Source organism: Streptococcus sp. oral taxon 061 (genome assembly GCF_013394695.1).
Taxonomy (GTDB): domain Bacteria; phylum Bacillota; class Bacilli; order Lactobacillales; family Streptococcaceae; genus Streptococcus.
On sequence record NZ_CP058258.1, the window covers coordinates 1,298,118 to 1,320,133 of the forward strand.

General features: G+C 39.9%; 23 protein-coding genes. 3 read left to right on the plus strand and 20 right to left on the minus strand.

The window, feature by feature from the left end; translation table 11 throughout:
* Nucleotides 1–31: 31 nt before the first annotated feature.
* The 5 genes from HW271_RS06335 to cdaA all read right to left on the minus strand — a co-directional run bounded on the left by HW271_RS06335 (nucleotide 32) and on the right by cdaA (nucleotide 4,331).
* Nucleotides 32–880 (minus strand): DegV family protein, encoded by an 849-nt coding sequence (locus HW271_RS06335; protein WP_178895317.1) that lies wholly within the window; start codon nucleotides 878–880, stop codon nucleotides 32–34.
* 4 nt (nucleotides 881–884) lie between these two features.
* Nucleotides 885–1,259 (minus strand): DUF1149 family protein, encoded by a 375-nt coding sequence (locus tag HW271_RS06340; protein ID WP_004252208.1) that lies wholly within the window; start codon nucleotides 1,257–1,259, stop codon nucleotides 885–887.
* 66 nt (nucleotides 1,260–1,325) lie between these two features.
* Nucleotides 1,326–2,675, minus strand: coding sequence for a phosphoglucosamine mutase (gene glmM / locus HW271_RS06345; RefSeq protein ID WP_178895318.1), 1,350 nt, complete (start codon nucleotides 2,673–2,675; stop codon nucleotides 1,326–1,328).
* 32 nt (nucleotides 2,676–2,707) lie between these two features.
* The gene (locus tag HW271_RS06350) at nucleotides 2,708–3,487 is read right to left on the minus strand and encodes a YbbR-like domain-containing protein (protein WP_178895319.1); all 780 of its coding nucleotides are present in this window, start codon (nucleotides 3,485–3,487) and stop codon (nucleotides 2,708–2,710) included.
* Nucleotides 3,474–4,331, minus strand: a complete 858-nt coding sequence (cdaA, locus tag HW271_RS06355) for a diadenylate cyclase CdaA (protein WP_178895320.1) — start codon at nucleotides 4,329–4,331, stop codon at nucleotides 3,474–3,476. The genes HW271_RS06350 and cdaA overlap by 14 nt, the downstream gene beginning before the upstream one ends.
* 132 nt (nucleotides 4,332–4,463) lie before the next feature.
* On the opposite strand from cdaA, the gene HW271_RS06360 reads away from it, so the two are divergent.
* Nucleotides 4,464–5,432, plus strand: coding sequence for an NAD(P)/FAD-dependent oxidoreductase (locus tag HW271_RS06360; RefSeq protein WP_178895321.1), 969 nt, complete (start codon nucleotides 4,464–4,466; stop codon nucleotides 5,430–5,432).
* Between the two features lie 449 nt (nucleotides 5,433–5,881).
* On the opposite strand, the gene whiA is transcribed toward HW271_RS06360, so the two are convergent.
* From whiA to rlmD, 13 genes are all read right to left on the minus strand, one after another.
* A complete protein-coding gene (gene whiA, locus HW271_RS06365) occupies nucleotides 5,882–6,793 on the minus strand; it encodes a DNA-binding protein WhiA (protein WP_178895322.1) in 912 nt (303 codons plus the stop codon).
* Nucleotides 6,790–7,767 (minus strand): YvcK family protein, encoded by a 978-nt coding sequence (locus HW271_RS06370; RefSeq protein ID WP_178895323.1) that lies wholly within the window; start codon nucleotides 7,765–7,767, stop codon nucleotides 6,790–6,792. Before HW271_RS06370 ends, whiA begins: the two co-directional genes overlap by 4 nt.
* A complete protein-coding gene (gene rapZ / locus HW271_RS06375) occupies nucleotides 7,764–8,654 on the minus strand; it encodes an RNase adapter RapZ (protein ID WP_178895324.1) in 891 nt (296 codons plus the stop codon). Before rapZ ends, HW271_RS06370 begins: the two co-directional genes overlap by 4 nt.
* 51 nt (nucleotides 8,655–8,705) lie before the next feature.
* Nucleotides 8,706–9,086: a RidA family protein gene (locus HW271_RS06380; RefSeq protein ID WP_001140424.1), complete on the minus strand. Its 381-nt coding sequence runs from the start codon at nucleotides 9,084–9,086 to the stop codon at nucleotides 8,706–8,708.
* Nucleotides 9,087–9,095: 9 nt separating this feature from the next.
* Entirely contained in the window at nucleotides 9,096–9,683 is a 588-nt protein-coding gene (yihA, locus tag HW271_RS06385; protein WP_178895325.1) for a ribosome biogenesis GTP-binding protein YihA/YsxC, read from the minus strand.
* A gap of 8 nt (nucleotides 9,684–9,691) precedes the next feature.
* Nucleotides 9,692–10,924: an ATP-dependent Clp protease ATP-binding subunit ClpX gene (gene clpX, locus HW271_RS06390; protein WP_006145154.1), complete on the minus strand. Its 1,233-nt coding sequence runs from the start codon at nucleotides 10,922–10,924 to the stop codon at nucleotides 9,692–9,694.
* Between the two features lie 31 nt (nucleotides 10,925–10,955).
* The gene (locus HW271_RS06395; protein WP_000442253.1) at nucleotides 10,956–11,126 is read right to left on the minus strand and encodes a hypothetical protein; all 171 of its coding nucleotides are present in this window, start codon (nucleotides 11,124–11,126) and stop codon (nucleotides 10,956–10,958) included.
* The gene (locus tag HW271_RS06400) at nucleotides 11,126–11,632 is read right to left on the minus strand and encodes a dihydrofolate reductase (RefSeq protein WP_178895326.1); all 507 of its coding nucleotides are present in this window, start codon (nucleotides 11,630–11,632) and stop codon (nucleotides 11,126–11,128) included. The genes HW271_RS06395 and HW271_RS06400 overlap by 1 nt, the downstream gene beginning before the upstream one ends.
* 127 nt (nucleotides 11,633–11,759) lie before the next feature.
* Nucleotides 11,760–12,278 (minus strand): DNA starvation/stationary phase protection protein, encoded by a 519-nt coding sequence (locus HW271_RS06405; protein WP_178895327.1) that lies wholly within the window; start codon nucleotides 12,276–12,278, stop codon nucleotides 11,760–11,762.
* Between the two features lie 148 nt (nucleotides 12,279–12,426).
* Nucleotides 12,427–14,208 carry an ABC transporter ATP-binding protein gene (locus HW271_RS06410; RefSeq protein ID WP_178895328.1) on the minus strand — a complete coding sequence of 594 codons (1,782 nt, stop codon included), beginning with the start codon at nucleotides 14,206–14,208 and terminating at the stop codon, nucleotides 12,427–12,429.
* A gap of 10 nt (nucleotides 14,209–14,218) precedes the next feature.
* Nucleotides 14,219–15,955 carry an ABC transporter ATP-binding protein gene (locus HW271_RS06415; RefSeq protein WP_178895329.1) on the minus strand — a complete coding sequence of 579 codons (1,737 nt, stop codon included), beginning with the start codon at nucleotides 15,953–15,955 and terminating at the stop codon, nucleotides 14,219–14,221.
* Between the two features lie 124 nt (nucleotides 15,956–16,079).
* Nucleotides 16,080–16,838, minus strand: coding sequence for a triose-phosphate isomerase (gene tpiA / locus HW271_RS06420; RefSeq protein ID WP_178895330.1), 759 nt, complete (start codon nucleotides 16,836–16,838; stop codon nucleotides 16,080–16,082).
* Between the two features lie 117 nt (nucleotides 16,839–16,955).
* Nucleotides 16,956–18,323, minus strand: coding sequence for a 23S rRNA (uracil(1939)-C(5))-methyltransferase RlmD (rlmD, locus tag HW271_RS06425; RefSeq protein WP_178895331.1), 1,368 nt, complete (start codon nucleotides 18,321–18,323; stop codon nucleotides 16,956–16,958).
* A 37-nt stretch (nucleotides 18,324–18,360) separates the two neighbouring features.
* Here rlmD and recX point away from each other — a divergent pair, with 37 nt between their 5' ends.
* Nucleotides 18,361–19,137 (plus strand): recombination regulator RecX, encoded by a 777-nt coding sequence (gene recX, locus HW271_RS06430; protein ID WP_178895332.1) that lies wholly within the window; start codon nucleotides 18,361–18,363, stop codon nucleotides 19,135–19,137.
* Nucleotides 19,138–19,225: 88 nt separating this feature from the next.
* Nucleotides 19,226–19,759, plus strand: coding sequence for a DUF402 domain-containing protein (locus HW271_RS06435; protein WP_004252157.1), 534 nt, complete (start codon nucleotides 19,226–19,228; stop codon nucleotides 19,757–19,759).
* A 78-nt stretch (nucleotides 19,760–19,837) separates the two neighbouring features.
* On the opposite strand, the gene HW271_RS06440 is transcribed toward HW271_RS06435, so the two are convergent.
* Complete coding sequence (locus HW271_RS06440; RefSeq protein WP_178895333.1) at nucleotides 19,838–20,605, minus strand: epoxyqueuosine reductase QueH; 768 nt, start codon at nucleotides 20,603–20,605, stop codon at nucleotides 19,838–19,840.
* A 67-nt stretch (nucleotides 20,606–20,672) separates the two neighbouring features.
* Nucleotides 20,673–21,872 (minus strand): MFS transporter, encoded by a 1,200-nt coding sequence (locus HW271_RS06445; protein WP_178895334.1) that lies wholly within the window; start codon nucleotides 21,870–21,872, stop codon nucleotides 20,673–20,675.
* Nucleotides 21,873–22,016 lie beyond the last annotated feature (144 nt).

Consider the following 22,016-nt stretch of genomic DNA (forward strand, 5'->3'; position numbering starts at 1 on the left):
CTATCTAAGATACAAAGCCTGTAAGAACAATCTAGACGATTGGTGTGTATGCCAAAGCGATGCTTCCTTCTCCCAGGTGAGTTCCAATGACACTACCAAAGGTTGCAATCTCAACATCTGTAGCTACTCCACTATCTAGCAAAAGCTGACGTAAATCGGCTGCTTTTTGAGGAGCATTCCCATGAATTACAGTAATCTGATAATTTCCATTACTTGTTACTTCTTTGACAATTTCAACCAAACGTTTTGTTGCTTTCTTCTCTGTACGAACCTTCTCATAAACTTCGATAACACCTTGGTCATTAAAATATAGAATTGGTTTAATGCTAAGAAGATTTCCTAAAATGGCTGCGCCGTTTGATAAACGACCACCTTTAACCAAATGATCAAGATCATCTACCATGATAAAGGCAGAAGTATTTTCAATCTGTTCTGTTAACTTGTCTAGTATAGACTGGAAATCATTTCCCTGCTCAGACCATTGAAACACACTTTCCACCATGAATCCTAGTGGTGCACTTGTAATTCGAGTATCAGGAAAAGCAATGGTCAGACCTTCGAACTCATCCGTCATATATTGGATATTCTGATGAAATCCTGAGATTCCAGAAGAAAGGAAGAGACCCAGAACATGAGTATAACCTTTTTCTTTCAATGATGATAAAATTTCATCCAACTTTGCGATACTTGGTTGACTTGTTTTAGGTAGTTCAGATGAATGAGCCATTTTTTCATAAAATTCTTGAGCGGTTAGATTTACACCTTCAACATACTCCTGTCCGTCGATATTCACAGGAATGTCAAGCACAAATAAATCTTCTTTCCGCAAGGTTTCCGCTTGTAGAAAAGCAGATGAGTCTGTTATGACCGCTAATTTCATCTTTTTAAAACTCCAAATTAATTCCTGGTAAATCTAGTGCAATTTCCGTCACTTCATAAGTCAAACGGTTTAGCATATCCAAAGAAGGACGAGCAAGTGTCTCAACTTCTTCTTGACTAAAGTCACTTGGTTGATCTACGATACGACCTTCAACGTGGTTGACTTGAGAAATAGTACCACTGATAACAAATTTATCAAAGACAATCATAAAGCTCAAAACAACTACGAGAGAAGTCACTTGATTTTCTTGGTCATGTTGTAGTAGTTGGAAGTTCACATCAACCTTTGTTTCAGGAATTCCGTTTTCATTTTCCCATTCAAAATTACGTGCATCAAAGTGATACTGACTAACAAATTCTTGTTCACGTTTTAAATTCATCATATTCTCCATGGTTACAATTTACTTTGACATTGTAACATATTTTCTTATTTTCTGCTAACTTTCCTAAATTCCGATTTCTGCTTTCACAACTTCAGCAATGGTATCCACATAGTAATCCACTTCTTCAGTTGTTGGTGCTTCAGCCATGACACGCAAGAGTGGCTCAGTTCCACTTGGGCGAACGAGAATACGTCCGTTACCTGCCATCTCTTCTTCCATCTTATCGATAATAGCCTTGATAGCTGGTACTTCCATGGCTTTATCTTTCATGGTGTTTTCCACACGGATATTAACCAATTTTTGTGGGTAAATTGTTACTTCTGAAGCCAATTGAGATAAGCTCATCCCTGTTTCTTGCATGATCTTAGTCAATTGAACTGCTGAAAGTTGACCATCACCAGTTGTATTGTAGTCCATCAAGATAACGTGACCTGACTGCTCTCCACCGAGATTGTAGCCTGATTTTCTCATTTCTTCAACTACATAGCGGTCTCCAACAGCAGTGACAGCTTTATTAATGCCTTCACGGTCCAAGGCTTTATGGAAACCAAGGTTGGACATAACTGTCGTTACAATTGTGTTTTGTACCAATTGACCTTTTTCAGAAAGGTATTTACCGATGATATACATAATCTTATCACCGTCGACAATTTCACCATTTTCATCTACTGCAATCAAACGATCGCTGTCCCCATCAAAGGCTAAACCAATGGCAGATTGACTTTCTTTTACAAGTTCTTGCAAGGCTTCTGGATGAGTCGAACCAACATTCAAGTTAATGTTTAAACCATCTGGAGTTTCTCCAATGACAGTGATTTGAGCACCCAAATCTGCAAAAATTTGACGAGCACTTGTAGAAGCTGCTCCATTTGCAGTATCCAAGGCCACTTTCATCCCTTCAAGAGGAGTTCCAGTCGAAACAAGGTAGGCTTCATATTTACGCAAGCCTTCTGGATAATCAACAACAGTACCTAATCCTTCTGCACTTGGACGTGGGAGAGTATCTTCACTGGCGTCAAGCAAGGCTTCGATTTCTGCTTCTTTTTCATCGTCTAGCTTAAAGCCATCGCCACCAAAGAATTTAATCCCGTTATCAAGGGCTGGGTTGTGGCTAGCTGAAATCATGACACCTGCGCTCGCTCCTTCAGTTTTTACCAAATATGCTACTGCAGGCGTAGCAAGTACACCAAGTTTATAAACGTGAATTCCCACAGAAAGAAGACCAGCAATCAAGGCTGCTTCTAACATTTCCCCTGAAATACGTGTATCGCGTCCAACTAAAACCTTAGGCGCTTCTGTCGCATGTTGACTGAGGACATATCCTCCAAAGCGACCCAACTTAAAGGCCAATTCTGGCGTTAATTCTACGTTTGCTTCTCCACGGACTCCGTCCGTTCCAAAATATTTACCCATTTTAAGATTCCTTTTCTAGTATAATGTTTATTTTAAGATTCTGACTTCGTCTCTGCTGCTGTCGTTGAAGAGTTTTCGGTAGACGAACCATTACTTGTTGAGGTTGTACTACTTGTTGTTCTGACAGCTTTGGTCGTTACTTTCATAGTAGTTTCAAAAGGTGTAATCACTGTTGGTAAGACAGCTCCATTTTTATCAACAGCTTGCAAAGGAACTGATCCAGAATAGTTCCCTGTAATCTGTTCACTCGTTGGTAAAACTGCAACAATCCGATCAATCTTAGATAGTGTATCCGCATCACTAGTTACTGAAACTTTTTCATCAGAAACAGTAACACGTTCGATTATAATCTTCTCATCAATTTGACTAGAATCAATTTGAGGTACAACAGGTACATTATCTCGAGTAACTTTCTTACCAATCTTGACTGTGATTTTTTGTGGTGTTGCTACAGCTGTCAAACCACTTGGAAGATTTTCAATGGTTAAGGGAACTTCAATCGTTCCTTCTGTAGCCTGCGTCAAATCAGCAGTCACTTTAAATTTACGAGTGCTTTCCTGCATCTCACTAGCCAAGGCCACCCGATTTGAACCCGTTAGAAACACCGTCACTTCTGAGCTAAAACCACTGATAAAATACTGCTCACTATCATACTGAATATCAATCGGTACATTGACTACTGTATTGGTATAGGTTTCAGTTTTAGTTTGTCTTGCGTTGGTATTGTTTTGATAATTGATTGATGTTGCATAGATAAACAGGACACACGCGAACAGGAGCGAGGAGATGATATAAAGACTATTTCTTCTCATTATTCCAGCCTCCTAATAGACGTTCTTTTAAGCTTGGTTCTTGTGAATCCTTAGGGATCAGAATACGACGTAGTTCTTCCTCGAATTCTTCCAAACTTAGATCATGTTTGAAGACACCATTGTAGGTGATGGATATACCTCCAGTTTCTTCTGATACAACAAAAGTAAGGGCATCTGAAACTTCTGATAAACCAATGGCTGCACGGTGACGAGTTCCGAACTCTTTGGAAATACCTGTGTTTTCTGTTAGTGGTAAATAGGCAGAAGTTACTGCAATCCGATCTCCACTGATAATAACTGCACCGTCATGGAGAGGCGTATTAGGGATAAAGATGTTAATTAATAACTCAGCAGAAATCTTAGCATCCAAAGGAATTCCTGTAACGATGTACTCCTGCAAGGTTCTCACACGTTGAACAGCTACCAAAGCTCCAATCTTCCGTGGGCTCATATACTCAACCGATTTTACAAAAGCCTGGACCATCTGCTCTTCTGAACTCATAGGAGTATTTGAAAAGAAGTCCGTAGCTCGACCTAATCGTTCCAAACCTGTCCGAATTTCTGGAGAAAAGATAACAACCGCTGCGATAACTCCATAGGTAATCAATTGGTTAATCAACCAGGAAATAGTCGTCAAGCCCAAAAAATTAGCCGCAATCTGAGCTAAGATAAAAACTAAAACGCCTCGAACCAGAATCATAATCTTGGTTCCTGCAATTGATTTTGTAAATTGATATAAGATATAAGCAACGATTAGAATATCAATCACATTTATCGCAATACTCCAAGGACTGGAAAACAAACTAGACCAGTATTGAAGATTAGATAATTGCTGAAAATTCATCCTGTGTCCCCTCTCCAAAAAAGCTTCTCTTCATTATACCATTTTTAATGGAAATTTTCTCCCCCCTACCTCATTTTAAATTGGCAGAAAATATGATAGAATAAAATGATAAAAATGAAACAAGGAGAAACCATGTCTGAACTATATGATATCACCATCGTAGGGGGTGGCCCAGTTGGTCTTTTCGCAGCCTTTTATGCAAATTTACGTCAAGCTAAAGTACAAATCATTGACTCTCTTCCACAATTAGGTGGCCAACCTGCCATTCTTTATCCTGAAAAACAAATTCTTGATGTCCCAGGTTTCCCTAATCTCACTGGTGAAGAATTAACAAATCGCTTGTTAGAACAATTACAAGGGTTTGATACACCAGCCCATCTCAATGAAACTGTTCTTGAAATTGACAAAGAAGATGGTGTTTTTAAGATTACAACCACTAAAGGAACTCATACTAGCAAAGCTGTCATCATCGCTATGGGTGGAGGTGCCTTTAAACCGCGTCCACTTGAACTAGAAGGTGTCGAAGGTTATAAAAACATCCATTACCACGTTTCTAACATTCAGCAATATGCTGGACAGAGAGTAACCATCCTCGGTGGAGGAGACTCTGCTGTGGACTGGGCCTTAGCTTTTGAAAAGATTGCTCCAACTACACTTGTTCACCGTCGAGATAACTTCCGTGCCCTCGAACATAGTGTCCAAGCCCTTCAAGAATCATCTGTTAGCATCAAAACACCATTTGTGCCAAGTCAACTTATGGGTGATGGACAAATTCTCAATAAGCTTGAAATCACAAAAGTCAAATCCGATGAGACTGAAACCATTGAACTGGATCACCTCTTTGTCAACTATGGATTTAAATCTTCTGTCGGTAATCTTAAAAATTGGGGATTAGAACTGAATCGTCATAAAATTATCGTCAATAGTAAGCAAGAATCTAGCCAGCCTGGAATTTACGCTATTGGTGACTGCTGCTACTACGAAGGTAAGATTGACTTGATTGCGACAGGTCTAGGTGAAGCACCTACTGCAGTTAACAATGCCATTAACTACATTGACCCAGAGCAAAAAGTACAACCAAAACACTCTACAAGTTTATAAGAAAAAAACCACGAATCATACGATTCGTGGTTTTATAATGGAATTATATTATTCGCAACGTATAAATCCTCTAGAAATATTATAAAGACTACTTTGATTGTAGAAAAGAAGACTGAATTAAGACAAAAGCCCCAACATTAAGTTGAGGCTAATTATTATAGGTGGACGGATTTCAACCGTCGTCTTGATAATAGCACAAGCTTCAATAGCTAGATACTACTAAACTCAGTGTACCCTCACTAAATCCATCTTCTTTCAAAGGTGCTATACCATGTTTTCACTCGTAAACTACTACCCTACTTATTTAGTTCTATTGTACCAAGAATTAAGAGTTTTTACAACTATTTTCATATCCCCAGAATTCAAAGCATGAGTACACCCTTCTTTATCAAATTCATACCCGTAAGCACATATAGAAGTTTAAAATCCGCTTATCTTATGTGCTCTCTTCATAATTCGTCTGCAATTTTATTTATCTTTCGCAATCTATGATTGACACCACTTTTGGTGAGTGGATTTGTCAAACTGTCTGCCAATTGTTGAATAGAATAGTCTGGATGCTGGATACGCAGATGTGCTACTTCCTGCAAATCAACTGGTAGACTATCTAGACCAATGGTATCAATGATTTTACTGATATTGTTAATGGTTTTCATGCTTGCAGAAACCGTACGTGCAATATTAGCTGTCTCTGCATTATTAGCACGATTGAGATCATTTCGAGTTTCTCGGAGAATCTTGACCCCTTCAAAAGTATCACGCGCCTGCATGGCTCCCACCAAAATCAGGAAATCCATAATATCTTCGGCTCTTTGGAGATAGGTTACTGCTCCCTTTTTTCGTTCGATAACCTTGGCATCTAACAAGAACTGCTGCAAAAGCGAAGCAATCCCTTGCGCATGGTCCACATAGACAGAACTAATTTCTAACTGATACTTTCCTGACTCAGGATCCCGAATACTCCCATTTGCCAAAAAGGCTCCACAAAGGTAAGCACGTCCAGCTTCTTCATCTCCTAAAATTTCTGGATCAATCCCAGTCTCTAGACCAAAGAAAGAATCAGCCAAACGCAAATCCGCTAAAAGTTCTTGAACCCGCTCATCAGTAAACACGGTATAAACACGATTTTTCCGAAGATTACTTCTCTGATGATGACGAATCTCGGACTTGATACCATAGAAGTGCAGGAAAGATTCATAGAGGTGACGAGCTAACTTAGCGTTTTCTGTTACAACGGATAAGGTTAAACCAGAGCTAGATAAACCTACACTACCAGACATCTTGATAATAGCTGATAATTCATAACGACTCAGATGGTGCTGACCAAGGATTTCTTCTTTTACTGCTACTGTGAAACTCATTTTCTCACCTGTATAATTCGCATCAACTCGTCCACGATTAAATCTCCATCATGGAAGGCTCCACCATTTTCCAAACGTAGGAAGTTAGATGAAATGACACGCGGTACTTGCTTACGCAAACCTTCAAAATCATGGTCAACCTGCACCAAATATTCATCAAAACGGTTGGTATCCATATAATCTCTCGGAACCTTTTCGATATTAACAAGAACAGTATCGATAAATGAACGGCCCAAATGACGATGTAAGACTTCTACGTGATCACTATCTGAGAAATATTCTGTCTCTCCACGCTGGGTCATGATGTTGCAAACATAGGCAATTTCTGCCTTAGTCTCAAGAAGTGCCTGACCGATTTCTTCGATGACGATATTAGGCAAAATCGATGTAAAGAGGGAGCCTGGTCCCAAAACAATCATATCACTCTCAAGAATTGTATTCACAACTCGACGGCTAGCCTGCGGCTTTTCATCATCCAGAGTATTGGTCACATATACATGGTCTATCATTCCTGGATGGTCTGCAATATGACTTTCCCCAGCAACCTCTGTCCCATCATTAAAGACAGCATGGAGTGTCAAAGGATGGTCACTTGATGGGAAAATCTTACCTGTGGTATGGAAAAATTTACTCAGTAATTGCATGGCATTATAGGTTGAACCTTGCATTTCAGAAAGACCAGCAATAATAATGTTTCCTAGGGGATGACCTGCAAAGGCGCCTGCATCCTCAGAAAAACGGTATTGAAAGACCTTTTCATAGAATTTTGGCATATCTGACATAGCCACAAGAACATTGCGAAGATCCCCAGGAGGAGTCAATTGCTGAATATTCTTACGAAGCTCTCCTGAAGAACCTCCATCGTCAGCAACGGTTACAATGGCTGCAATATCAACATCCTTTTCCCGTAAACTCTTTAAAATAACAGGAATCCCGGTTCCACCACCAATCACCGTAATTTTTGGTTTTCTCATGAACGGTTTACCGTTTCCTTTCTTCGGTCTTTATCACGATGACTTTCATTTACAGGCCAACTTTTAGATAGGTCATTTGCTAAACGCTTGGCAAAAGCAACACTTCTATGCTGTCCACCAGTACAACCAATCGCAATCGTTAAGACTGATTTGCCTTCTTTTTTATATCCTGGTAGGATTGGTTCAACCAAGGCTAACAAATGATGGTAGAAATCTTCAGATTCCTCATGGTTCATGACATAGTCATAAACAGCCTGGTCTTCACCTGTCTGGTTACGAAGTTCAGGTAGATAGTAAGGATTTGGCAAAAAACGAACATCAAATACCAAATCGGCATCAATTGGAATTCCGTATTTAAACCCAAAAGACATAACCTCGATACGGAAAGACTGCGTTTGTTCTTGGTCTGAAAACTGTTCTGCAATGGTCTTTCGAAGTTCACGTGGAGTTAACTCTGTCGTGTCTACCACGTTTTGACTCATATTTTTCAAAGGCGCCAAGAGTTCGCGTTCCAACTTGATTCCATCCAAGATACGACCATCTGCTGCTAGTGGGTGACTTCTTCTTGTTTCCTTATAACGTGCCACTAATTCCTTATCAGCCGCATCCAAAAAGAGAATCTTGAAGTCCAAATCATCTTGGTTTTCCAATTCATCCAAGACAGCCTGAATCTCTGAGAAGAAAGAGCGGCTTCGCATATCCACCACTAGGGCTAACTTGTGGTCGTCATCCTTGGTCTCTACCAACTGCAAAAACTTTGGCAAGAGAGCAGGCGGCATATTATCAATGGTAAAATATCCTAAATCTTCAAAGGACTGAATGGCAACAGTTTTTCCTGCGCCACTCATTCCTGTAACAATCACCAGGTGAAGTTGTTTCATTGTCATCATAGTCTCCTTATATCAAAAGAAGTTTGGAAGAACCAAACTTCAACTCGCTTATCCAATCTCTGCGATGACTTCAATTTCGACTTTTACATCGCGAGGAAGACGAGCTACTTCCACAGCTGAACGAGCTGGAAATTCCTTGTTAAAGGCTGTTTGGTATACCTCGTTAAAAGGTACAAAATCGTTCATATCACTCAAGAAGCAAGTTGTTTTAACAACATGGTCAAAATCTGTTCCTGCTTCTGCTAAAATAGCTCCAATATTTTTCAAGACTTGTTCAGTCTGTTCTTGGATTGTTTCTCCTACGATTTCTCCAGTTTCAGGAGATAGTGGAACTTGACCACTAGCGAACAAAAGGTTGCCAACGATTTTTCCTTGAACGTAAGGTCCGATTGCCTTTGGAGCTTTGTCTGTATGAATTGTTTTTGCCATATGTATTCCTCACAATTTACCTAAAATAGCATCCCAAGCTTGGTCCATTCCTGCTTTTGTTACGGATGAAAAGAGGATAAAATCATCACTTGGATCAAAGTTTAATTTCTTTTTAATAGCTGATTCGTGCTTATTCCATTTACCACGCGGAATCTTGTCTGCCTTAGTCGCCACAATGATGACAGGAATTTCGTAATATTTAAGAAATTCGTACATCTGCACATCATCTGCCGTCGGATCATGGCGAAGGTCAACGAGACTAACAACCGCTCGAAGATTTTCTCGAGTGGTCAAGTACTCCTCAATCATACGTCCCCATTTTTCGCGTTCCTTTTTGGAAACACGGGCATAACCATAGCCAGGCACATCCACAAAACGCATCTTATCATCAATGTTAAAGAAATTGAGTAGTTGTGTTTTTCCTGGTTTTCCAGAGGTACGAGCTAGATTTTTACGATTGAGCATGGTATTGATAAAACTTGATTTACCAACATTTGATCGCCCTGCAAGAGCAATCTCAGGAAGTTCATCCTGCGGATAGTGGGACTTGTTGGCTGCACTCAGCAAAATCTCAGCATTGTGTGTATTGATTTCCATAGTCACCTCTAGGCTGTCTCTAGAATTGGCTTAGCCGTTCCGTCAACTGCTTCTTTTGTGATACGAACAGTTTTCACATTTTCTTGACTTGGAACCTCAAACATAACATCTAGCATGGTTTCTTCGATAATTGAGCGAAGACCACGCGCACCCGTTTTACGTTCGATGGCTTTGTTTGCAATTTCTTGGAGAGCTTCGTCGTCAAATTCAAGCTCAACATCATCATAAGAAAGCAAGGTCTGGTATTGTTTAACCAAGGCATTTCTTGGTTCCTTCAAGATGCGAACCAAATCATCTACAGTCAACTGCTCCAAGGCTGCAAAGACAGGCAAGCGTCCAATCAACTCAGGAATAATACCGAATTTTTGAATATCTTCTGCGATGATTTCTTGCATGTAAGAACTATTTTCGTCAATAGCCTTGTTGTTTTGTCCGAAACCAATCACTTTTTCACCCAGACGCTGTTTGACAATCTCTTCGATGCCATCGAAGGCACCACCCACAATAAAGAGGATGTTTTTTGTATCCACTTGAATCATTTCTTGTTGTGGATGTTTACGTCCACCTTGTGGTGGTACACTAGCTACAGTTCCTTCGATAATCTTGAGAAGGGCTTGTTGCACCCCTTCACCAGAAACATCACGTGTGATAGACACGTTCTCGCTCTTCTTGGCAATCTTGTCAATCTCATCTACATAGATAATTCCACGTTCTGCACGTTCGATGTTAAAGTCAGCAGCTTGCAAGAGTTTGAGGAGGATATTTTCCACGTCCTCACCTACATAACCAGCCTCAGTAAGAGCTGTTGCATCTGCGATGGCAAAAGGTACATTCAAACTTCTAGCAAGAGTTTGAGCAAGGAAAGTCTTACCTGAACCTGTTGGGCCAATCATCAAAATGTTTGATTTTTGCAAATCCACATCTTCTGACTCTTCACGAGTGTCATGGAAATTGATGCGTTTGTAGTGGTTATATACAGCTACTGCCAAGGCACGTTTGGCACGATCTTGACCAATCACATAGTGGTTCAAGATGTTTAAGAGTTCGATTGGTTTTGGTACTTCAGATAAGTCTGCTAGGACTTCCTCTGCCAACTCCTCACGAATAATTTCCTGGGCTAACTCCACACACTCATTACAGATAAAAGCGTTGTTCCCAGCGATTATTTTTTTAACTTCTTCTTGGCTTTTGCCACAAAATGAGCAATAAACCATCATATCATTTTTCCTATTTGTAGGCATGATTCCCTTCCGTTCTAATTATTCATTCTCTCTAAAATAAGGTCATATAAAAAGCATGAATGCTATTCACCAAGTTTGTAAAGGCATTAAGCCAAAGTAGAGTAGCAAGTCCAAAGCGCTTTTTACGAAAAGCGTGTGTTCCAGCTACAAAACAGACAGCACACAAAAGAGCTGTAAAAAATCCAAAAATACTACGCTCCATTAGACTTCCTTTCTCTTTCTATATTCGATGGTAAAATCATAGGCATTTTTCTCATCTCTAGTATAAGATTTGCTTGCAAGAGTCTCAAAAACAGTCAAGTCAAAATCTGCTGGGAAATAAGTATCCCCTTCAACTTGAGCATGGATTTGTGTCACAATAATCTCATCGAGATAAGGTTCAAAAAGCTGAAAAATCTGCTTGCCCCCGATGATATAGAGATTTTTATCCTGGTTCTGATACCAGTCTAAAACGTCCTCAACATTTTGGAAAACCAGAGCACCCTCAATTGACTCTTCAGGGTTGCGCGTCAAAATCAGGGTCTCACGTCCTGGAAGCAATCGTCGTCCCATTCCATCAAAGGTGACACGTCCCATCAAGATGGCATGATTCAAGGTTGTTTCTTTAAAATGTTTTAACTCTGCTGGCAAATGCCATGGTAAGCGATCCTCTTTTCCGATTACACCCTTTTCATCTTGTGCCCAGATGGCTACGATTTTCTTTGTCATGCTTTCATCCTTTTTATTGATAGTTCTATTTTATCAAAAATCTTCAAAAAAGACTGTTTTGGAATGCCCTCCTGAATAGAAAAAATCCGTAGAAAACTTCTACGGATTTTTAGAAAAATTCAGTATCTTACAAACCAGGTGCTTGTCCTAATTCTGCCGCAAGCATCCAGACTGTTTTTTCAAGGTCAGCCTTAGCACCAACGAAGATATCATTAGTAACATCATCACCTTCCTCATCAGTTACATCCAATGCTTTTTGGAAGAGTGTGATGAGGTAACGATAAATAGATAGAACACGCTCTAAACTTTCTTCTACGTTACGGAATTCTCCAACTTCTTCTTCGATTTCACTGTGTTGAAGGAATTCTGTCAAAGTAGAGTAAGGTTTGCCACCAAGAGTGATCAAGCGTTCGCTGATTTCATCAAGGTAACCATCAAGGCTATTCATATATTCATCCATCTTAGGATGCCATACCATAAAACCACGTCCACGCATGTACCAGTGTACTTGATGAAGAGCGATATGCGCTACATACAAGTCTGCTACGGCTTGATTCAAGACTTCTTTCGTTTTTACTAGCGTTTCAGGAGCTGTCTTAGATAATGTTGTTACGTCTTTTAATGCATCTTTTTTCAATTCTACCATTTTTCTCACCTCATAATATTATTTTTGCAACCATATTTATTGATTACTATCTCAGTATACTACACCTAGTAGACAAAAGCAAGAAAATTAACCCATATTAAAAAAGTTGCAATAGACTGATAATTTAAGAATAGGAAGTCGTAATTTTTTAGTTGTTTTCTGCGTCTTTACCAGAAAATTGGCTTTGATAAAGGTCATAATAGAAACCTTTTGAAGCTAAGAGACTTTCATGATTTCCTTGTTCGATAATCTGTCCATCTTTCAGCACCAAAATCTTGTCCGCTTCCTGAATAGTAGAAAGGCGATGGGCGATAACAAAGCTTGTTCTCCCCTTCATCAAACGCTTCATGGCTTTTTGAATCAAGAGTTCTAGACGCGTATCGACTGATGAGGTCGCTTCGTCAAGGATTAGAATTTTTGGATCAGCCAAGAGTGCACGCGCAATAGTCAAAAGTTGCTTCTGACCAAGAGAAATATTACTTGACTCTTGGTTCATTTCCATGTTGTAACCACCAGGAAGGGTGCGGATAAAGTGGTCAACATTGGCAGCCTTAGCAGCTTCAACGATTTCTTCATCTGTTGCCTCAAGATTCCCAAAGCGAAGATTTTCCTTGATACTGCCTTCATAGAGCCAGGCATCCTGCAATACCATCCCAAACTGTCGACGATAGTCCTGACGAGACAGGTCACGAATATCTTGACCGTCCACTAAAATAGCTCCAGCAGTTACATCATAAAAACGCATGAGAAGGTTAATTAAGGTTGTTTTTCCTGCTCCAGTTGGTCCTACGATAGCCACCATCTCTCCTGGTTCAACATCCAGATTGAAATTGCGAATCAATGGTTTATTTTCCACGTATTGGAAATCAACATTCTTGAAGCTAACCTGACCTGTCAATGGTGCCAGTTCTTTCACTTCAGCAGTTTGGGCTTCTTCCTGTTCATCCAAAACTTCGAAGACACGATCAAGCGAAGACTTAGCACTTTGCATTTGTCCCGCTAATTGAGTGATATTTTGGATTGGTTGACTAACCTGCCACACATACTGAACGAAAGCTTGCATATTACCAATGGTTAAGCGTCCTGCGATAACCTGCAATCCACCTAATACTGCAACAATTAAGTAAGTTAAATCCGATACAATATGAAGGGCAGGCATCATCAAACCTGAAATGAAGCTAGCCTTGAATCCAACTTGTTGCAATTCATCCGTAATCTTTTCAAATCTCTCTTGAGATTTCTCTTCACGTCCGAAAAGTTTAAGAACATTGAAACCAGTCAAGCTTTCCTGTACAAATCCATTCATACTTCCTAGAATGGCTGCCTGCTGTTTAAAGTATGGTTGCGAACGATTCAGAATTGTTTTAGCCCCAAAATAAGTTATCGGAATCGACAAGATAACAATGATGGCCAACTGAAGATTTAGATAGAGCACCATTCCCATAACAAAAAGAATGGTAAAGACTGCATTGACAATCTGTAAGAAAGACTGTTGGAGAGCATTTGAAACAGTTTCAACATCACTGGTAAAGCGACCCAACAAATCCCCAAACTGGTGCTTATCAAAGTAGGACACAGGGATGCGATTGATTTTTTCGCTCATTTCATTTCGCAAATCCTGTATCATGGACTGCACCGCATTGGTCATAAAGTAGTTTGAATAATATGCCCCCAACTCATAGAGAAGACCACGCAGGAGATAAATCACTAGAATTACTGTGATATAGCTGGTATTGATACCTGCTCCTGCAACACCATTTGCCATGGCAAGGAGGTTGCTGGTTAACTCAGTGATAGCAAGCCCCAATACGAATGGCTCGATAACACTCATAATGACGCTGACTATTTTCAAGAAAACTGCAAAGAAAACAGAGAAACGGTAGGCTTTTAAATAGCTCCATAGACGAGCTAGACTAGATTGTTGTTTCATCCTTTACCTCCTATTCTTCTGTTAGAGACGCATTTTTCAACTGCGATTCAGCAATTTCTCGATAGATGTCATTGGTTTCCATCAATTCTTCATGACGCCCACGACCAACAATTTCACCCTTATCAAGGACGATAATCTGGTCAGCATCCATGATAGTTCCAACACGTTGAGCAACAATCAATACCGTAGCATCTTGTGTCACTTCCTTGAGACGACGGCGCAAAATAGCATCTGTACGGTAGTCCAAGGCTGAGAAAGAATCATCAAAGATATAGATATCTGGACCCTTGATGACTGCTCGTGCAATCGACAAACGTTGTTTCTGACCACCTGATAGGTTGCTTCCGCCTTCTGCCAGATGCGTCGCAAAACCTTCTTCTCGACTTTCGATAAAGTCTTTGGCTTGGGCCACATCTGCTGCTTGGTGCAAGTCCTCATGACTGGCATCCTCTTTCCCGTAACGGAGATTGTCTGCGATAGTCCCAGTAAAAAGCAAGGCCTTTTGTGGAATAAATCCAATCTTCTGACGGAGTGATTTGAGACGGTAATCCCGGACATCAACACCATCGACCTTGATTTTCCCTAGCGTAACATCGTAGAAACGAGGAATCAATTGAACTAGAGTAGACTTACCTGACCCAGTTGAACCGATAAATGCAATGGTTTCTCCCGGTTTAGCAGTGAAGGAAATATTATGCAAAACAGGGCTTTCTGTTTCCCCAGGATAGGCAAAGGTCACATTATCAAATTCTAAATAACCATGAGTTTCTGTTTCTTGAATTCCACCCTCGTTTGGATCAATGGAAATTGGCATATCCATGATTTCTTTCAAACGCTCACTAGATACAGCTGTTCTAGGATACATGGTGAAGAGGTTTGATAAGAATAGGAAGGACAAGAGAGCATGGAAACTATACTCGATGAAGGCTACCAAATCACCAATCTGCAAACTGCCGTGCTTGAGGGGATCAAGGGCAAACCAAACGATAGCCACAATCATAGCGATAATGATTTGCACAAATAGCGGTTCTGTCAAACCTGTCAATTTGAATAAACGATTCGAATTGTCCGCATAGATAGCATTTTTCTCTTCAAAACGTTTTTCTTGGAAGTCTTCACGAGCAAAGGCACGTATGACACGCAAGCCCATCAAATTCTCACGGACATACTGATTAATCTTATCCAGTGTTTTCTGTTGCTTTTCAGATAAGGGGCGAGTTTTGACCGCCACATAAATGACTACTACAGCCAGAAAAGGTACGGAAAAAGCGACGATCCAGGCTAGTGAAGGACTCGTCAAGAAAATCATGAGAATACTCGACAGCATCATCATGGGAGTGATAACACCCAACTTAAGCGTTTGTTCCGCAAACTGCATGAGGACAAAGGCATCACTGGTGATACGAGTAACTAGTGAAGACACACCAATTTGTTCATATTCGTGATGAGAATACTCCTGTAACTTAGCATAGACATCATTTCGCATTTCCTTAACCATATTGGTAGTCAGTTTACTAGCAGCATAGGCTAGAACAATCCGCCCACATGTTCCCAAGACGATTATGACCAACATGACAATAGCCCAAAAATAGAGCTTATCCTTGTCTCCTTGGTTGATTCCCTGGTCAATCATGCGGGCCAGAACAGTCGGTAGTCCAAGATTGACAATAACAAAGAAAATAGCTCCAAGGAAGTCTAAAACTAGCCATTTGGGATAACGTTTGAGATAAGACCAAATATAAAGCATAATTCTCCTTTCTTTTTCATTCAAAATGCAGAAAAGAGCGTGCTTACGCACGCCTTTTTACTAAAAAGAAGACAGGCAGTCTTAACCTCGAGAGAGGGAACTGTCTGTCTCAGATATTTGAGGCTTATTTTACAAAGTCAAGCAATGCCAAGAAGCTTTCTGGATCAAGTGATGCACCACCAACTAGAGCTCCATCAACGTCTGGACAAGCCATGTATTCAGCAACGTTTTCAGGTTTTACTGAACCACCGTATTGAACACGTACTTTATCAGCAACTTCTTGACCAAAGTCAGCTGCTACAACGTCACGAACAACTTTACACATTTTTTGTGCGTCGTCTTGTGAAGCTGATTTACCAGTACCGATAGCCCAGATTGGCTCATAAGCGATAACTGTTGCAGCTACTTGTTCTGCAGTCAATCCAGCAAGAGCAGCTGAAACTTGAGCACCTACGAATTCTGCTGCTTTACCAGCTTCGTAAGTTTCAAGGCTTTCACCACAACAGATGATTGGAAGCATACCGTTCGCAAAGATTGCTTTTGCTTTTTTGTTGATGTCTTCGTCTGTTTCGTGGAAGTAGTCACGACGTTCTGAGTGACCGATAACAACGTAGTCAGTACCGATTTCTTTCAAAACTTGTGGGCTAGTTTCACCTGTGAAAGCACCTGCATTTTCAAAGTAGCAGTTTTGAGCAGCAACTTTAAGGTTTGAACCTTTAGCAGCAGCAAGAACAGTTGTCAAGTCAACTGCAGGAGCTGCGATACCTGCTTCAACAAGGTCTGATGAAGGAAGTTTTGATGCTACAGCTTCAACGAATGCTTTTGCTTCTTCTGGGTTTTTGTTCATTTTCCAGTTACCAGCGATAAATGGTTTACGTGACATTTCACATACCTCTTTTTTCATTTTATTTTCTACTTATTTTATCATAAATATAGGGAGCTTGCAAATCTTACTCTGTAACTAAAAGTCTTCTTTTCAAAAACTTTCCAGTTATTCTTTCTATTTGGAAGCTGACTTACGCCTCGTTAATTTGACCACTGCTTCTGTTCTAGCCGTGTGTGGAAACATGTCAACGGACTGGATATAATGCAGGTCATAGACCTCCATCAATCTAACCAAATCACGCGCCAAGGTAGACACATTACAGGATACATAAACCATCTTTTCAGGAGCATATTTAACGATGGTATCCAATAGTTTGTCATCTAAGCCTGTACGAGGCGGGTCCACTATCAAAGCATCGGCGCGATAGCCTTCCTTGTACCAACGAGGGATAATTTCTTCTGCAGTTCCTGCTTCATAATGAGTATTGGTATAACCCATGCGCTTAGCATTTTCTTTGGCATCCTCAATAGCTTCTGGAATAATATCCATCCCTCTCAAACTTTTGACTTTTTTTGCAAAAGCAAAACCAATGGTCCCAACACCACAATAGGCATCGATCAGATGGTCGTCCTCAGTCACGTCCAAGGCCTTAACGGCTTCACTATAGAGAATTTCAGTCTGTTCAGGATTAAGCTGATAGAAAGCTCGGGGTGAAAGAGAAAACTCATAGTCTAATACACCCTCGCGTATACTATCCTGCCCCCAAATAATCTCTGTCTTGTCCCCATAAATCTCACTAGTTTTAGCAGTATTGGTATTGACTGCGACAGTCACTACTTCAGGATAATCCTTGACTAAATCTTTCACAAATTGAGTCAAATTCAATTGGCGATTGGTCACAATGATAATCTGGACTTCCCCAGTTTTCCGTGCTCGACGAACCATGATGGTCCGAACTCCAAGGATTTTCCGTTCATCCGTAATCGGAATTTGATGATAGGTCAAAAGCTCAGCAATGCGATTGGCAATAGCTTGTGTCTCCTTATCTTGAACCAGACAGTCCTTTAACTCGACCAAATAATGGGAATTCTGAGCATACAAACCTGCCTTGACCTGGCCCTTAAACTTTCGTGTTTGAAATTGCAGTTTAGCCCTATAATACTTTGGTTTCTGCATGCCAATAGTTGGTCTAATCTCAAAGTTTTCATAGCCAGCAGGGGCAAATTTCTTCAGAGCTTGATGGAGAAGATCTGTCTTGAATTCCAACTGCTTGTCATAGTGTAGGTGCATAATTTGACAGCCTCCACACTCATTATAAATAGTACAGTCTGGAACTACTCGAAATTTAGATTTTTTATTGACCTCAAGCAGTTTAGCCTCAACGTAGTTACGCTTGACAGAAGTCACCTGACAATAGATATCTTCACCCTTGAGGGCGCCTGGGACAAAAACGAGTGTTTTCTGGTAAAATCCGATACCTTCCCCGTTAATCCCCATGCGCTTGATTTTTAATGGAATTTTTTGTTTGACTTTTAGATTCATATCCCTATCTTATCACAAAGTACGCTATAATAGAAACATGAAAATCACAAAACTTGAAAAGAAAAAACGTCTTTATCTTCTAGAACTTGATAAGGACCAAACCTGCTACATTACAGAGGATACCATTGTTCGCTTTATGCTGACCAAGGATAAGGAAATTAGTCCAGAGGAGTTTGCAGAAATTCAGACCTTTGCACAATTTTCCTACGGAAAAAATCTAGCGCTCTACCACTTATCCTTCAAGGCTCGTACTGAAAAAGAAGTCCGAGATTATCTAAGTAAACATGAAATCGATGAGAACATCATACCCAAAGTCATCCAATCTCTAAAAGATGATAATTGGATAAATGACCGTCAATATGCCTATGCTATTATCAACTCTAATCAGCTTTCAGGAGATAAGGGAAGCTATATGCTGATGCAGAAGATTTCTCAAAAGGGAGTTGCCAAATCCATCATCCAAGAAGTCTTACAAGAATTTGATATGTCGGAAGTCGCAGAGCGCACAGCCCAAAAACTACTGAAAAAATATCAGGGTAAATTACCTGCCCGCGCTCTACAAGATAAGATTATCCAAAGCCTAACCAATAAAGGATTCTCATACTCAGAAGCCAAAACAGCCTTTGACCAACTAGATAGCCAAGTCGAAGAAGAAACTGTTCAGGAACTAATTTTTAAAGAGTTGGATAAGCAATATCGGAAATATTCACGAAAGTATGAAGGATACGAACTGAAACAACGCCTAACCCAAGTTTTAGCTAGAAAAGGCTATGATTTTTCAGATATAGCCAGCGCTCTCAGAGAATATCTTTAATTTTTTCATGGAAAAACTAAGAACTTTAAATAAAAATGTGATACAATAGTAAACGATAAACTTATAAATTGTAGAAAGTTGGTTAGTTATGAAACTTCCAAAAGAAGGCGACTTTATTACAATTCAAAGTTATAAGCATGATGGGAGTCTCCACCGTACTTGGAGAGACACCATGGTACTAAAAACAACAGAGAACGCTATTATCGGCGTCAACGACCACACACTTGTTACCGAAAGTGACGGTCGTCGTTGGGTGACTCGAGAACCGGCTATTGTTTACTTTCACAAAAAATATTGGTTTAACATCATCGCCATGATTCGTGATAATGGGATTTCCTACTACTGCAACATGGCTAGCCCTTATTATCTAGACGAAGAAGCTTTAAAATACATCGATTATGATTTAGATGTTAAAGTTTTTACAGATGGTGAGAAACGCCTCTTGGACGTTGAAGAGTATGAACGTCATAAGCGTAAGATGAATTATCCTGATGATTTAGACTATATTTTGAAAGAGCATGTTAAGATTCTTGTTGACTGGATCAACAATGAACGAGGCCCCTTCTCAGAAGCCTATGTCAACATTTGGTACAAACGCTACGTAGAACTAAAGAATCGGTAAAGTTGTCAGAGGTCAGGAACAAAATCCTGACCTCGTTTTTTTTATAAGCAAAAAACCTGCCTTGAGGCAGGTTTTCCTTTAAATATCTAACTTCGTAACAGTAAATTTGATGTGGGAATAATCTTTCTCTATATCCTTATCTACCATAAAGGCTGTCGCATCCTTCTTGACCTGCACCAAGTCAATATTTTGAGCTTGAGCTGCATAGACACAGCCACAGTAACATTGGCGATAAATGTCGTACTCTTCACACATTTCTACAGAGCGTTTATAACCTTGATTTTTCTTAAAATCACTGGGAAGATAGTGAGTGGTGTAGATTTTCTGCACATCAATCCCGATACTATTGATGGTTTGTGAATTTTTATGAGGACTGATGGTTAGGGCTGAGCCAAAGTAGTCAAATCCTAAGTCCATAGCCACTTGTGCTGTCTTGTCCAAACGATAATCAAAACAGACCTTGCAACGGTCCCCGCCTTCAGGTTCTTCTTCCAAACCTCGAACCAGTTTACGATATTCATTTGGTTCATAAGGAGCTTCTAGGTATTGGACCTTATTGCCAGTTCGCTCATTGAAATTACTGACAAACTTCTTGGTCACATAGGCACGCTTGTGATACTCAGCTTTTGGATGGATATTTGAATTTGCAAAATAGATGGTCACATCCGCATACTTGGTCAAATACTCTAGAGTGTAAGTGCTACAGGGAGCACAACAGACGTGCATGAGAATAGTTGGTCTTTCTTCATTTTTTTCCCAAACTTGAACCATTTTTTGCATAACACGGTCATAGTTAATCTTTTGATTGGGATTCATCTTGCTTAGAATTTCTTCTACATCAATCATGCTCTTCTCCTTTTCTTCTTGTTATTTTATCACAAGAAGGCTCTTTGGGCAAATAGGGTTTCATGCTTTATTCAGTTATTAAGTCCTGATTTAATAGCTTGCCCATCCTTTTTAGACCAATTCTTAAGATAGGATAGGTTAATAGTAAGATAAGGCCTAGAACTAAAAAGACAGCTACAAGACCCCAACGATCAATCAACCAACCTGTCAGTGGGAAAATGACAATCATAGATAAACTAAAGAGCATGGAATTGATACTAAGCATAGTTGCTCTTACACTGGACGGTAAATAGCCTTGTAAGTCATTAAAATAGATTGGTTGATAAACTGCATAGAGTATATCGGTTAAAAGATAGACGAGAAGAAAAGCAAAGGGAGTTCCAAAAAATACCAATAGTAAGGCCAAGCCCGTTAGTGCAACAAGAGTCGGAAAAACTCGATTGCTATTCCATTTTTTACCGATTTGACTAGCTACATAAACTGCTATAAGATTTAAGCCACTACCAATCAGCATGACCAGTGAAACCTGCCATCCTGCTAAGTCACTTATTTTCTGCTGATAGTAAAAGTAAAACATGCACATGAGTGTTCCGACTAGCTGATAAGTCATCATCCAATAAAAGAGTACTGGTTTTTCATGCCATTCTTTTCGAACTTGCAGGACAATCGTTTTAAAGGTTAAGCTTTCATTTTTTTCTCTCTTAGCCATTGGTTCTTTCATCAAATAAATCAAGATTATAGAAAGAAAAGATAATCCAATAGCAATTAGATAAGTCCAAGCCAATGCTCCGTGAATAAAGAAGCCTGCCACAACTGTACCTAGGGTTCGGGTAACTTCTGCCACACCAGACAAAAAGCTCGAAATCTGAAGATATCGGTCCTTTTGACCCGCTTCAACCGCAGAATCATATAAGAAAGCGGTGCTGGTTCCCGAGTCAAAATTATAGGACCAAGCACTGACCATCATGGCAAGAGCATAGATCCAAAAATTCCCCTGACCAAACAAAATCAAGATAGAGGATACAATACTGGCCAAGCGAGCCAAATAGAGATTGGTCTTGTAGCTAAATCGATCGGCCAACATACCAGATGGGATTTCACATAAGAGACTTGTCCCATGAAAGATACTCTCTAATAGACCGATTTGCAACAAGGAAAGACCATTCTGAATGAAAAATAAAATCCAAAAACTGGTAATTCCAAAATAAGATGTAAATTCCAGTCCTGCTAGGAGTGGAATATTACCTTTGTAAGTTCTTTTAAACATTGTTTTCTCTCTTTCAATATGTAATATGATTGTTTCTAAAAGACTTACTGAGAGTTGCCTACATTTTCTCTACCTCTTTCATTTAAAGTAATACTCAATGAAAATCAAAGAGCAAACTAGGAAGCTAGCCGCAGGCTGTACTTG

Excerpts from the sequence above, each read along its gene's own strand:
- HW271_RS06335 (WP_178895317.1), bottom strand. The coding sequence starts at position 880 with ATGAAATTAGCGGTCATAACAGACTCATCTGCTTTTCTACAAGCGGAA.
- HW271_RS06340 (WP_004252208.1), bottom strand. The coding sequence starts at position 1,259 with ATGAATTTAAAACGTGAACAAGAATTTGTTAGTCAGTATCACTTTGAT.
- glmM (WP_178895318.1), bottom strand. The coding sequence starts at position 2,675 with ATGGGTAAATATTTTGGAACGGACGGAGTCCGTGGAGAAGCAAACGTA.
- HW271_RS06350 (WP_178895319.1), bottom strand. The coding sequence starts at position 3,487 with ATGAGAAGAAATAGTCTTTATATCATCTCCTCGCTCCTGTTCGCGTGT.
- cdaA (WP_178895320.1), bottom strand. The coding sequence starts at position 4,331 with ATGAATTTTCAGCAATTATCTAATCTTCAATACTGGTCTAGTTTGTTT.
- HW271_RS06360 (WP_178895321.1), top strand. The coding sequence starts at position 4,464 with ATGTCTGAACTATATGATATCACCATCGTAGGGGGTGGCCCAGTTGGT.
- whiA (WP_178895322.1), bottom strand. The coding sequence starts at position 6,793 with ATGAGTTTCACAGTAGCAGTAAAAGAAGAAATCCTTGGTCAGCACCAT.
- HW271_RS06370 (WP_178895323.1), bottom strand. The coding sequence starts at position 7,767 with ATGAGAAAACCAAAAATTACGGTGATTGGTGGTGGAACCGGGATTCCT.
- rapZ (WP_178895324.1), bottom strand. The coding sequence starts at position 8,654 with ATGACAATGAAACAACTTCACCTGGTGATTGTTACAGGAATGAGTGGC.
- HW271_RS06380 (WP_001140424.1), bottom strand. The coding sequence starts at position 9,086 with ATGGCAAAAACAATTCATACAGACAAAGCTCCAAAGGCAATCGGACCT.
- yihA (WP_178895325.1), bottom strand. The coding sequence starts at position 9,683 with ATGGAAATCAATACACACAATGCTGAGATTTTGCTGAGTGCAGCCAAC.
- clpX (WP_006145154.1), bottom strand. The coding sequence starts at position 10,924 with ATGCCTACAAATAGGAAAAATGATATGATGGTTTATTGCTCATTTTGT.
- HW271_RS06395 (WP_000442253.1), bottom strand. The coding sequence starts at position 11,126 with ATGGAGCGTAGTATTTTTGGATTTTTTACAGCTCTTTTGTGTGCTGTC.
- HW271_RS06400 (WP_178895326.1), bottom strand. The coding sequence starts at position 11,632 with ATGACAAAGAAAATCGTAGCCATCTGGGCACAAGATGAAAAGGGTGTA.
- HW271_RS06405 (WP_178895327.1), bottom strand. The coding sequence starts at position 12,278 with ATGGTAGAATTGAAAAAAGATGCATTAAAAGACGTAACAACATTATCT.
- HW271_RS06410 (WP_178895328.1), bottom strand. The coding sequence starts at position 14,208 with ATGAAACAACAATCTAGTCTAGCTCGTCTATGGAGCTATTTAAAAGCC.
- HW271_RS06415 (WP_178895329.1), bottom strand. The coding sequence starts at position 15,955 with ATGCTTTATATTTGGTCTTATCTCAAACGTTATCCCAAATGGCTAGTT.
- tpiA (WP_178895330.1), bottom strand. The coding sequence starts at position 16,838 with ATGTCACGTAAACCATTTATCGCTGGTAACTGGAAAATGAACAAAAAC.
- rlmD (WP_178895331.1), bottom strand. The coding sequence starts at position 18,323 with ATGAATCTAAAAGTCAAACAAAAAATTCCATTAAAAATCAAGCGCATG.
- recX (WP_178895332.1), top strand. The coding sequence starts at position 18,361 with ATGAAAATCACAAAACTTGAAAAGAAAAAACGTCTTTATCTTCTAGAA.
- HW271_RS06435 (WP_004252157.1), top strand. The coding sequence starts at position 19,226 with ATGAAACTTCCAAAAGAAGGCGACTTTATTACAATTCAAAGTTATAAG.
- HW271_RS06440 (WP_178895333.1), bottom strand. The coding sequence starts at position 20,605 with ATGATTGATGTAGAAGAAATTCTAAGCAAGATGAATCCCAATCAAAAG.
- HW271_RS06445 (WP_178895334.1), bottom strand. The coding sequence starts at position 21,872 with ATGTTTAAAAGAACTTACAAAGGTAATATTCCACTCCTAGCAGGACTG.